Origin of the sequence: Cellulomonas fulva (assembly GCF_018531375.1) — a bacterium.
Classification (GTDB): domain Bacteria; phylum Actinomycetota; class Actinomycetes; order Actinomycetales; family Cellulomonadaceae; genus Cellulomonas; species Cellulomonas fulva.
Genome location: NZ_JAHBOH010000001.1, coordinates 177,923 through 188,986 on the forward strand (window position 1 = coordinate 177,923; position 11,064 = coordinate 188,986).

The window sequence follows — 11,064 nt, forward strand, 5'->3', positions numbered from 1 at the left end:
TCTCCCGACGCGAGCACCGGGGACGAGCCCGCGACGCGAGCACCCCTGGGCGTGCGGAGGTGTGGGCGGGGTCTGGTTGACTGGCCGCCGTGCCGAAGCAGACCACGCGAGCCGTCCCCGACGGGCGGGACCCGTCTCAGGAGCAGGGTCCGTCCGACGAGGGAGCCCGGTCCGACGAGCGAGCGCCGTCCGACGAGCAGGCCCCGTCCGACGAGCAGGCGAACGCGGACGTCGCCGGGCTGAGCTACGAGCAGGCGCGGGACGAGCTGGTCGCGGTCGTGGCACGGCTCGAGAGCGGCGCGGAGTCGCTCGAGGAGTCGCTCGCGCTCTGGGAGCGCGGGGAGGCGCTGGCCGCGCGCTGCCAGCAGTGGTTGGACGGAGCGCGGGACCGCCTGGCGGCGGCCCGCGGGGGCGGCTCGGACGACGCGCCGCACGACGACGGGACGGATCAGGCATGACGCAGCAGTCGGATCAGGCGCAGCGGCCGGACGAGCGGGCCCTCGTGATCGGGGAGGCGCTCATCGACGTCGTCGAGCGCGCCGACGGCACCCGCGACCAGCACCCCGGCGGCAGCCCTGCCAACGTCGCGCTCGGCCTGGGGCGGCTGGGCCGCGCGGTCGAGCTGCTGACCTGGCTCGGCGAGGACGCGGAGGGCGACCTGGTGCGGCACCACCTGCGCTCGTCGCACGTGGACGTGCTGGTCGGCGACCGGTCCGCGATCCGCACCCCGATCGCGACGGCCCACCTCGACAACGAGGGCGTCGCCACCTACGAGTTCGACCTCCGGTGGGACCTGCCCTCCGCGTGGGAGGGCGACGAGCGCGTCCCGCTCGTCGTGCACACCGGCTCGATCGCGACCGTGCTCGAGCCGGGAGCGGCGCGCGTCGCGCACGAGGTGGCGCGGCGCCGGCCGTCGTCGACGGTCACCTACGACCCGAACCTGCGGCCCGCGCTGATGGGCAGCCCGGAGCACGCCGGGCCGTTCGTCGACGCGATGGTCCGGCTCGCCGACGTGGTCAAGGTCAGCGACGAGGACCTGGCGTGGCTCCACCCCGGCGTGGCCCCCGCGGAGATCGCCGAGGACTGGGCACGTCGGGGGCCGGCGCTCGTCGTCGTGACCCACGGCGGTGAGGGCGCCTTCGCGGCGACCGCCGCCGGTGCGCGCCTGCAGGTCGCCGCGCCGTCGGTGCAGGTCTTGGACACGGTCGGCGCCGGGGACTCCTTCATGGGCGGCCTCATCGACGGGCTGTGGACCGCCGGCCTCCTGGGCGGCGACCGCCGCGCCGCGCTGCACGACGTCGACGCCGGCACGGTCGAGGCGGTGCTCGAGCGCTGCGCGCGCATCGCCGCGATCACCGTGTCCCGGGAGGGCGCCAACCCTCCCCGCAGCGACGAGCTCTGACAGGACGCCTCAGCACGCGCTGACCGCACGCCTCAGCGTCGAGCGCCCTGCTTCTCGCGGGCCTGGGCGCGCTCGAGGGAGGCCTTGCGGTCGGCCTCGTTCTGCTCGTCGATGGTCCTGGCGGCGTCCTCGTCGAACGTGAGGTTGTCGCCCGACTCCGGGTCGAAGACCATCATCTTGGCCGGGTCGAAGGACAGGGTGGCGGAGTCGCCGTCGCGGACCCGCGACTCGGTGTCGAGCGCGACGACGAGCTGCGTGCGCATGCCTTCGCCGTCGAGGTCCCGGTCCAGCTCCTCGAGCTTGCCCGCGACCTCCTGGCTCGTCTCGAACGGCACGTAGGCGTAGAGCTCGGAGCCCAGCCACTCGGTCACGTCGACCTCGGCGTCGAAGGCCACGCCCGCCTCCTTCTTCGCGTCCTCGAGCAGCGCGGCGTCCGAGAAGTGCTCGGGCCGGATGCCGACGATCACGATCCGCCGGTCACCGATCCGCGAGCGCAGGTCGTCGGACAGCGGGACGTCGACGAACGGGAGCTTCAGGACGTCCCCCTCCACCTCGCCGGGCAGGAAGTTCATGGGCGGGGAGCCGATGAACCCGGCGACGAAGAGGTTGACCGGCTGCTCGTACAGGCCGCGCGGCGACGCCACCTGCTGGAGCTCACCCTTGCGCAGCACGGCGACGCGGTCGCCCAGCGTCATGGCCTCGGTCTGGTCGTGCGTGACGTAGACCGTCGTCGTCCCGAGCCGCCGCTGCATGCGCGCGATCTCGGTGCGCATCTGGCCCCGGAGCTTGGCGTCGAGGTTGGACAGGGGCTCGTCGAACAGGAACGCGTTGGCCTCGCGGACGATCGCCCGGCCCATGGCGACGCGCTGCCGCTGCCCGCCGGAGAGGTTGGCGGGCTTGCGCTGGAGGTGCTCCTGCAGCTCGAGGGTGTTCGCCGCGAACTCGACCTTCTCGCGGATCTGCTCCTCCGTGAACACGCCCTTCTGCAGCCGCAGCGGGAACGCGATGTTCTCGAACACGGTGAGGTGCGGGTACAGGGCGTAGTTCTGGAACACCATCGCCAGGTGGCGCTCGCGGGGGGCCTTGTCGTTGACGACCTCGTCGCCGATCTTGAGCTCGCCGGAGGTGATGTCCTCGAGCCCGACGATCATCCGCAGCAGCGTCGACTTCCCGCAGCCGGACGGCCCGACGAGGATGACGAACTCGCCGTCCGCGATGTCCAGGCTCACGCCCTTCACGGCGGGGAACCCGTCGCCGTACTTCTTGACGATGTCCTTGAGGGTGATGGCAGCCATCGAAGTCTCCTTGGTCAGCCCTTGACGGCGCCCTGGGTCAGGCCGGACACGATCTGGCGCTGGAACAGCAGCACCAGGATCACGACGGGGATGGTCACGACCACCGCGGCGGCGGCGATCGCGCCCGTCGGCTCCTCGAACTGCGAGGCGCCGGTGAAGAACGCGAGCGCCGCGGGCACCGGACGCGCCGCGCTCGTGGAGGTCAGCGAGATGCCGTAGACGAAGTCGTTCCACGCGATGAAGAAGGCGATCAGCGCGGTGGTGAAGACGCCCGGGGCGGCGAGCGGGACGATCGCCTTGCGGAAGGCCTGCCAGCTCGTCGCGCCGTCCACCTGCGCCGCCTGCTCGAGCTCCCAGGGGATCTGCCGGAAGAACGCCGCGAGCGTCCAGATCGAGATCGGCAGCGTCAGCGAGAGGTACGGGATGATCAGGCCGAGCCAGGTGTCGTACAGCCCGATCGAACGCCACAGGTTGAACAGCGGCGTGACGATCGAGATGACCGGGAAGATCGAGACGCCCAGGGCGGTGGTCAGGATGAGCCGCTTGCCGGGGAAGTCGAGCCGGGCGATCGCGTAGGCCGCGAGCGTCGCGAGGACCACCGCGATGAACGTCGCGATGAGCGAGATGCCGATCGAGTTGCGCAGCGCCGGCAGGAACAGGTCCTTGGCGGAGCCGGTCAGGATCTGGTCGTAGTTCGACGTGGTCCAGGTGCCTGGCCAGAACGTGCCCAGGTTGAGCTCGCTCGGCAGCTTGAACGAGGTCGCGAAGATCGAGAGCACGGGGAACAGCGCGTACACCAGGACCAGGACGGTGATGACGCCCCAGCCCACCTTGAGGCGTGTGGACATGGCGCCCATCAGCTCTCCCCCCTCGCGCCGGCCAGGTCGACCTTGAAGAGCTTGATCGCGGCGAAGCAGATGCCGATCACGCACAGGAACAGCAGCACCGAGATCGCCGAGCCGAGGCCGATCTCGAGGCGCCCGATCGAGGTGCGGTAGGCCAGCAGCGACAGGACGTCGGTGTTGTTCGCGCCGTTGGTCATGATGAAGACGTTGTCGAAGATCCGGAACGCGTCCAGCGCGCGGAACAGCACCGCCACCATGATCGCGGCCTTCATGTTGGGGATCAGGACCCGCCGCAGCCGCTGCCACCAGGTCGCGCCGTCCACCTGCGCGGCCTCCTCCAGCTCGGTCGGGACCTGGGCCAGGCCGGCGAGCAGCAGGAGCGAGATGAACGGGGTGGTCTTCCAGACCTCGGACGCGATGATGACGAACAGGCTCGTGCCCTGGTGCGCGAACCAGTTGAGGTTCTCGTCGATCCCCGGCAGCCACGCGAACCAGTGGTTGACGAAGCCGGAGTTGATGTCGAACGCGTAGAACCACGCGAACGCGGAGACCACCGTGATGATCCCGTACGGCACCAGGATCGCGGTGCGCAGGACGCCGCGCAGCGACTTCACCGCGCGGTGCATGACGAGCGCCAGGGCGAAGCCGAGGACCAACTCGATCACGACGGTCACCACGGTGATGAACGTGGTCACGCCCAGCGCCTGCCAGAACAGCGGGTCGCTCAGCACGACGACGTAGTTGTGGCCGGCGTTGAACGCCTTGTCGTCGGGCGCGGTGAGCCGGTAGGAGAACAGCGAGTCGTAGATCGCCTGCAGGATCGGGTAGACGGTCACGGCCAGCATGACGACGAACGCGGGTCCGGCCAGGAGCCAGCCGAGCCGCGCCTCGTCGCGCGCCCGCTCGCTGCGGGCGACCTTGGTGCGACCGCCCTTCCCCCGTCCTGCGGAGGCCGGTTGCTGCTGCGCGACCCCGGCCGCGCTCGAGGTGGTGCTCACAGGAGTGCCTCCCCTCGCAGGACGGCGGTGATGTAGTCGGTGGAGTCCTGCGGGGTGGTCTCCGGGTCGACCGAGGCCGGCGGGTGCCAGGTCTCCTGCAGGCCGATCGAGACCTCGTTGTAGTACGGCGTCTGCGGGCGGGGCGCCGCCTTCTCGAGGGACTCCCGGATCACGTCCGCCATCGGGAACGCCTTGCGGACCTCCGGGTCCTCGTAGGCCTTCGTCGAGGCGGGCGGGTTGCCGTTGGTCGCGAAGTAGTACGCCTGGTTCTCGGGCTTGACGATGCAGCGCGCCGCCTCGAACGACTCCTCGACGTGCGAGCTGTACGCCCCGACGCCCAGGCTGATGCCGCCGTACGGCGGGCGGGCGTCCGTGCCCTCGTCGACCTGCGGGTAGATGGCCCAGCCGATGTCGTCGACGACCGCCTTGTCGAGGGTGCCCTCCTCGACGGCCGCGTTGCTCGCGGACCAGACGAACGGCCAGTTGACCATGAACGAGCCGCGGTCCCCCTGGAACAGGCTCATCGAGGCGTTCTCGTCGGCCGTCGGCAGACCCGGCCCGCCCAGCCCGTCCTTGCCGATCGTGCCGATGATCTCGGCCGCCGCCTTGCCGGCGTCGGACTCCAGCCCCAGCTCCAGCTCGTCGGCCGGCGCCTCCGGGTTCTGCAGGACGTGCCCGCCGGCCGACTCGACGAGCGCGTTGATCCAGACGGTCAGCGACTCCGCCTTGGCGCCCTGCACGCCCAGGTACTTGTCCTGGTCCCGCGCCGCGTCGATGACCTGCTCCCAGGTCACCGGCTCCTTCTCGGGGTCGAGGCCGGCCTCCTTGGCGACCGACTTGCGGTACCACAGCAGCTGGGTGTTGGCCCAGAACGGGATCGCGACGAGCCGGTCCTTCCACGTCGAGCCGTCGATCGCGCCCTGCACCACGTCCTGCGTGACCTCGTCCGCCACGTCGTCCGGGATGGGCGCCAGGAAGCCCGGCTCGGCGAGCTCCGGGATGAACGGCGGGTCGAGGCTCATGAGGTCGATGGACGAGTCCTGCGCGGCGAGCCGGCGGGCCAGCTGCTCTCGCTGGGACGCCGCGTCGCGCGGCAGCACCGACGTCTCGATCCGGTAGGCGCCGTCTGCGGCCTCGGTGCACCGCTGCGCGATCTCGTCCTGCCCGCCGGCGTCCGGGTTGGTGTACCAGGTGAGCACGGTCGACCCCGAGTCGGTGGCGCAGGCCGCGAGCGGCAGCACGAGCGCGAAACCGGCCGCGATGGCCAGGCCTCGGGTGCGTCGTCGCACGGTGACCTCCTCCGGGTGGCGTCGTTGCGTCCCAGGTCATGGCTACACCAGCCCGACGAGCCCCGCACGCCGAGAGCCGTCCGGAGAGCGGTCCGCCCGCGCTCGTCGGCCCGCGTCCTGCCACCATGGCCCCGTGACGACGCCGCTGACCCCCGCCGAGGCATGGACCGCGCTCAAGGCCGGCAACGACCGGTTCGTGCGCGACGAGATGCAGCACCCCTCCCAGGACGTCGGCCGGCGCGCCGAGGTCGAGCACGGGCAGGCGCCGTTCGCGGTGCTGTTCGGCTGCTCCGACTCCCGCGTCGCCGCCGAGATCATCTTCGACCGCGGGCTGGGCGACCTGTTCGTCGTCCGGACCGCGGGCCACGTGCTCGACACCACCGTGATCGGCTCGATCGAGTACGGCGTCGAGATCCTGGGCACACCGCTCGTCGTCGTCCTGGGCCACGACTCGTGCGGCGCGGTCGCCGCCGCCACCGACGCGCTCGCCGCCGGGAGCGTGCCGCCGGGCTTCGTCCGTGCGGTGGTGGACCGGGTCATCCCCAGCATCGTCGGGCTGGTCTCCGACGGCGGCTCGATCACGGACGTCGACGCCGCGACCCTGGGCCACGAGCACGTCAAGCACACCGTGCGCATGCTCCAGGGCTACTCGGTCTCGCTCGCGACCGCGGTCGCCGAGGGGCGTTGCGCGATCGTCGGGCTCGAGTACGCGCTGGCCGACGGGCGGGTCCGCGTCGCCGAGGTCGTCGGCGACATCGGCGAGGTCTGACCGACCCTCGCTAAGGGAACCAGGGCTCGTCGGGGCGCGGGCGGGCGCCGGGCTCGTCGTCGTGCGGCGTGCCGCGCTCGCGCCAGTAGACCGACCCGTCCCCGCGCCGGCCGACGAGGCCGGCCTCGACCAGGTCGCGCCGGGTGCGCACGGGGTCGACGACCAGGGCCGCGAGCCGGGCGGTGAGCTCACGCTCGTCGGTCCGCTCCCCCGGTGCGAGCACGCGTCCGGCCAGGTGGTCCAGGACCAGGTCGCGGTCCTGGGCCCGGCGGGGGCTGCGGACCAGGCGTCCGTGCTCCAGGAAGCGCTCGGCGGCGCACGGCCGCCCGTCGGGCGTACCCGGTGTGTCGACGCTCACGACGACCAGTCTCCACGGGTGGGGCAGGATGAGTCACATGACTTCTGCGCTTCCCGACGACGGCGTCGAGTACCGGATCGAGCACGACACGATGGGCGAGGTCCGGGTGCCCGCCGACGCCCTGTACCGCGCGCAGACGCAGCGTGCGGTCGAGAACTTCCCCATCTCCGGCAGCCACCTGGAGCGCGGGCACATCGAGGCCCTCGCCCGGATCAAGAAGGCCGCGGCACGCGCGAACGCCGAGCTCGGCGTGCTGCCGGGCGACGTGGCGGAGGCGATCGTCGGCGCGGCCGACGAGGTCGCGTCGGGCGCGCACGACGCGCACTTCCCGGTCGACGTCTACCAGACCGGCTCGGGCACCAGCTCGAACATGAACACCAACGAGGTGCTGGCGACGCTGGCGACGCGTGCGCTCGGCGCCGACGTGCACCCGAACGACCACGTGAACGCGTCGCAGTCGTCCAACGACGTCTTCCCGACGAGCGTGCACGTGGCCGCGACCGCCGGCGTGGTCCGGGACCTGGTCCCCGCCCTCGAGCACCTGGCCGGCGCGCTGCAGGCCAAGGCGGACGCCTGGGCCGGCGTCGTGAAGTCGGGCCGCACGCACCTCATGGACGCGACGCCAGTGACGCTCGGGCAGGAGTTCGGCGGGTACGCCGCCGCCGTCCGGTACGGCGTCGAGCGCCTGCAGTCCGCCCTCCCGCGCGCGGCCGAGGTGCCGCTCGGCGGGACCGCCGTCGGCACCGGGATCAACACCCCCGCGGGCTTCCCGCAGCGCGTCATCGAGCTGCTGCGCGAGGACACCGGCCTCCCGCTGACCGAGGCGCGCAACCACTTCGAGGCGCAGTCCTCCCGCGACGGCCTCGTGGAGCTGTCCGGCGCGCTGCGCACGATCGCCGTGAGCCTCACCAAGATCTGCAACGACCTGCGCTGGATGGGCTCCGGCCCCAACACCGGCCTGGGCGAGCTCGCGATCCCCGACCTGCAGCCCGGCTCGTCGATCATGCCCGGCAAGGTCAACCCGGTGGTGCCCGAGGCCGTCCTGATGGTCGCCGCGCGCGTGGTGGGCAACGACGCGACGGTCGCCTGGGCCGGCGCGTCCGGCTCGTTCGAGCTCAACGTGCAGATCCCCGTCATCGCCTCGGCGGTGCTCGAGTCGATCCGCCTGCTCGCCAACGCGAGCCGGGTGCTCGCGGACAAGACCGTCGCGGGGCTCGTCGCCAACGAGGAGAGGGCCCGCGCGTTCGCCGAGTCGTCGCCGTCGATCGTCACCCCGCTGAACCGCGTGATCGGCTACGAGGCCGCGGCGAAGATCGCCAAGCACGCCGTCAAGCACGGCCTGACGATCCGCCAGGCCGTGGTGGACCTGGGCTACGTCGAGCGCGGCGAGGTCACCGAGACCCAGCTCGACGAGGCCCTCGACGTCCTGAGCATGACCCGCCCGCCGCAGGCCTGACGCTCCGGCCCCCGCGCCACGGTGCCGCGTCCTCCCGACGCGCGCTCCATGAGGCACCCGCGACGACGACGAGACGGTCGGTCCCCGCTCGGGACCGACCGTCTCGTCGTCGGGGTGCGGTCGGCTCAGGCCGTCGTGGCCCGGGCCGTCGGCGCCGCGTCCGCGTCGGCGCTCCGGTCGGCGACCGCGTCCGTCGTCGTGGTGCCCGCCCCGGCCGGGACAGCGCCGTGGTGCTGCGGACGGATCGCGTTCATCGCCAGCGCCGCGATCAGACCGAGGACGAGCACCGCGGCCGTGAGCAGCAGCGTCTGCGAGACGGCGGTCGAGAAGCCCGCGTGCAGGGCGTCCATCGCCGCGGAACGGATCTGCTCCGCGACGTCGGCCGGCACGCCGTCCGGCACCGGGAACGAGGCGCTGCCGCCGCCGGAGACCTGCGACGCGTCGACCTGGGACATGCCGTCGACGAACGGCTGACGTGCCTGCTCCGGCAACGACGCCGCGGCGTCGCTCGCCGCGCTCGGGATCGTCGTCGCCAGCCGGGACGTCAGCATCGCCACGATGGCCGCGGAGCCGACGACACCGCCGATCTGCCGCGTCGTGTTGAACGCCCCCGCGCCGGCGCCGGCGGTGCGCTGGTCGAGGCCCGAGGTGGCCGCGGACGCGAGCGGCGAGAACAGGAAGCCCGTCCCGATGCCGAAGACCGTCATCGGCACGACGAGGTGCCAGACCTCGGCGTCGGGCTCGATCACGAGCGTCAGCCACACGACGGTGGCCGCGACGATCGCGAAGCCCGTGGCGACGATCCACTTCGCCGGCACGCGGTCGGACAGGCGGCCGGCGAAGGGCGCGACCACGCCGGAGAGCAGCGAACCGCCGGCCCCGACCAGCGCAGCCCGCAGCGGGGTGAGCCCCAGCACGAGCTGCAGGTAGATGGTGAAGGGGAAGAACAGGCCGGTCATGGCGAAGGTCACCGCGAAGCCCGCGACGTTCGACAACGAGAAGTTGCGGACGTGGAACAGGCGCAGCGGCAGCAGCGCGTCGTCACCCATCCGTCGCTGCCACCAGACGAACGCCCCGAGGACCAGCGCACCCGCGGCGATGCTCAGCCAGATGCCGGTGCCCCAGTCGAAGTTCTCGCCCTCCTGCAGCCCGAAGACGACCAGGAACATCCCGACGATCGACAGCGCGACGCCCACGCCGTCGAACCGGCGCTGGTGCGTGGGCAGCGTCGGCAGGTTGCGGACGGCGAAGTACAGCGCGACCGCACCGACGGGGATGTTGATGAAGAAGATGTACTCCCAGCCCCACGTCTCCACGAGCAGGCCGCCGAGCACGGGGCCGGTGATGGTCGCGACGCCCGCGACGGCGCCCCACACGCCCATGGCCGCGCCGCGACGGGCGGGCGGGAAGACCCGCGTGATCATCGACATGGTCTGCGGCGTCATGAGCGCCGCACCGATGCCCTGGAGCGCGCGGGCGGCGATGAGCAGCCCGATGGAGTCCGCCAGCCCGCACAGGAACGACGTCAGCGTGAAGACGACGAGGCCGACGATGAACACGGGTCGGGGGCCGAACCGGTCCCCCAGGCGGCCCGTCACGAGGAGCAGGACCGCGAACGTCAGCAGGTAGGCGCTGTTGACCCAGCCGACGGCGGTGATCGACGCGTCGAGCTCCTTGACCAGCGTGGGCACGGCGATGTTCACGATCGTCGTGTCCAGCATGATCATGAAGAAGCCGAGGCACAGCGCGGGCAGGACGCTCCACGGGCTGCGGCCGTGCAGGTCGACGAGCGCGGTCGCCGGCCCGGGGCGGCCGGGCGTGCCGGCGGAAGGACTGGTCATGGGTGGTGCCTCTCGCGGAGGGGCGCCGGCACGGGCCGGCGCCGCAACGGGCTCGGTTCGAGCGTAGGTCGGGGGTCTGACACGCGCCTGGCGCGGTCAGCGGGACGGGTCGACGGGGTCGGCGGGACGGGTCGACGGGTCGATCAGGGGGCTGGGTCGGCGGGTGCACCCTCGGCCAGGGCGGCGCGGCGCCGGGCGACGAACTCGTCCGGCTTGCCCTCGCCCCAGCCCAGCCGGCCGGCGGCCAGGTCCTCGAGCAGGGCGGACAGCCAGGCGGTGCGGGCCTCGAGCAGCGCCAGGTCGTGCTCCAGGTCCAGGAGGTAGCGCCGCGGCAGGCCGTCGGCGCGCAGCTCGTCGTAGCGCGCCCGCATCGTCGCCGCGTCGGCGGTCTCGCGGTCCCGGCGCCGCGTGAGCTCGGCGAGGACGACCTCGACGGGCAGGTGCGTCGACTCCGAGAGACCCACCGGGAGCACGGGGTACTCGGTGTGCGGATCACCCAGGAGGTGCGCGACCTGCTCGGCGAACGCGGCCCGCCCCGCCTCGGTGATCCGGTACGTGGTGCGCTCGGGCCGTCGGCCCTCCCGCTCGGTCCGGACCGGCTCGACGAAGCCGTCCCGCTCGAGCCGCTCGACGCCGTGGTAGACCGCGCCGGGGTTCACGCGCACGAGGCGCGTGCTGTGCCGCAGGACCAGCGTCTGGTGCAGCTGGTACGGGTGCATCGGCTGCTCGTGCAGCAGCGAGAGCAGCACGACGGCGACCGCCGAGAGCGCCATGACCGACCTCCGATGCCTCAGCTTTGAATATTCCGTCC

11 protein-coding genes are annotated in these 11,064 nt (G+C 72.3%); 4 read left to right on the plus strand and 7 right to left on the minus strand.

The genetic code is table 11. The features are described 5' to 3' along the window. Nucleotides 1–89 precede the first annotated feature (89 nt). Together KIN34_RS16535 and KIN34_RS00810 are read left to right on the plus strand one after the other, a co-directional pair. Nucleotides 90–458, plus strand: a complete 369-nt coding sequence (locus KIN34_RS16535) for an exodeoxyribonuclease VII small subunit (RefSeq protein WP_307858021.1) — start codon at nt 90–92, stop codon at nt 456–458. Further along, nucleotides 455–1,402 (plus strand): carbohydrate kinase family protein, encoded by a 948-nt coding sequence (locus tag KIN34_RS00810; RefSeq protein WP_214345832.1) that lies wholly within the window; start codon nt 455–457, stop codon nt 1,400–1,402. Before KIN34_RS16535 ends, KIN34_RS00810 begins: the two co-directional genes overlap by 4 nt. A 32-nt stretch (nt 1,403–1,434) precedes the next feature. Here KIN34_RS00810 and KIN34_RS00815 read toward each other — a convergent pair whose 3' ends face one another. The 4 genes from KIN34_RS00815 to KIN34_RS00830 are packed head-to-tail and all read right to left on the minus strand — an operon-like array spanning nt 1,435 to nt 5,829. Continuing rightward, nucleotides 1,435–2,697, minus strand: coding sequence for an ABC transporter ATP-binding protein (locus KIN34_RS00815; protein WP_214345833.1), 1,263 nt, complete (start codon nt 2,695–2,697; stop codon nt 1,435–1,437). A gap of 14 nt (nt 2,698–2,711) precedes the next feature. Beyond that, entirely contained in the window at nt 2,712–3,545 is an 834-nt protein-coding gene (locus KIN34_RS00820) for a carbohydrate ABC transporter permease (RefSeq protein WP_214351596.1), read from the minus strand. An 8-nt stretch (nt 3,546–3,553) separates the two neighbouring features. Further along, nucleotides 3,554–4,540, minus strand: a complete 987-nt coding sequence (locus tag KIN34_RS00825) for a carbohydrate ABC transporter permease (protein WP_214345834.1) — start codon at nt 4,538–4,540, stop codon at nt 3,554–3,556. After that, a complete protein-coding gene (locus KIN34_RS00830; RefSeq protein WP_214345835.1) occupies nt 4,537–5,829 on the minus strand; it encodes a sugar ABC transporter substrate-binding protein in 1,293 nt (430 codons plus the stop codon). The genes KIN34_RS00825 and KIN34_RS00830 overlap by 4 nt, the downstream gene beginning before the upstream one ends. A gap of 133 nt (nt 5,830–5,962) precedes the next feature. Here KIN34_RS00830 and KIN34_RS00835 point away from each other — a divergent pair, with 133 nt between their 5' ends. After that, the gene (locus KIN34_RS00835; RefSeq protein ID WP_307858022.1) at nt 5,963–6,598 is read left to right on the plus strand and encodes a carbonic anhydrase; all 636 of its coding nucleotides are present in this window, start codon (nt 5,963–5,965) and stop codon (nt 6,596–6,598) included. 10 nt (nt 6,599–6,608) lie between these two features. Here the strand turns inward: KIN34_RS00835 and KIN34_RS00840 are convergent, their stop codons facing one another. Continuing rightward, on the minus strand, nt 6,609–6,956 hold the full coding sequence (locus KIN34_RS00840; protein ID WP_214345836.1) for a DUF2087 domain-containing protein: 348 nt from the start codon (nt 6,954–6,956) through the stop codon (nt 6,609–6,611). A gap of 37 nt (nt 6,957–6,993) precedes the next feature. Between KIN34_RS00840 and KIN34_RS00845 the strand changes: the two genes are divergently transcribed. Beyond that, nucleotides 6,994–8,412 (plus strand): class II fumarate hydratase, encoded by a 1,419-nt coding sequence (locus tag KIN34_RS00845; protein WP_214345837.1) that lies wholly within the window; start codon nt 6,994–6,996, stop codon nt 8,410–8,412. A 125-nt stretch (nt 8,413–8,537) separates the two neighbouring features. Here the strand turns inward: KIN34_RS00845 and KIN34_RS00850 are convergent, their stop codons facing one another. Continuing rightward, a complete protein-coding gene (locus KIN34_RS00850) occupies nt 8,538–10,253 on the minus strand; it encodes a DHA2 family efflux MFS transporter permease subunit (RefSeq protein ID WP_214345838.1) in 1,716 nt (571 codons plus the stop codon). Nucleotides 10,254–10,396: 143 nt separating this feature from the next. Continuing rightward, nucleotides 10,397–11,026 carry a PadR family transcriptional regulator gene (locus KIN34_RS00855; protein WP_214345839.1) on the minus strand — a complete coding sequence of 210 codons (630 nt, stop codon included), beginning with the start codon at nt 11,024–11,026 and terminating at the stop codon, nt 10,397–10,399. Nucleotides 11,027–11,064: the final 38 nt, after the last annotated feature.

Coding starts and splice junctions, on each gene's coding strand:
- KIN34_RS00820 (WP_214351596.1), bottom strand. CDS start 3,545: ATGTCCACACGCCTCAAGGTGGGCTGGGGCGTCATCACCGTCCTGGTC.
- KIN34_RS00850 (WP_214345838.1), bottom strand. CDS start 10,253: ATGACCAGTCCTTCCGCCGGCACGCCCGGCCGCCCCGGGCCGGCGACC.
- KIN34_RS00845 (WP_214345837.1), top strand. CDS start 6,994: ATGACTTCTGCGCTTCCCGACGACGGCGTCGAGTACCGGATCGAGCAC.
- KIN34_RS00815 (WP_214345833.1), bottom strand. CDS start 2,697: ATGGCTGCCATCACCCTCAAGGACATCGTCAAGAAGTACGGCGACGGG.
- KIN34_RS00810 (WP_214345832.1), top strand. CDS start 455: ATGACGCAGCAGTCGGATCAGGCGCAGCGGCCGGACGAGCGGGCCCTC.
- KIN34_RS00855 (WP_214345839.1), bottom strand. CDS start 11,026: ATGGCGCTCTCGGCGGTCGCCGTCGTGCTGCTCTCGCTGCTGCACGAG.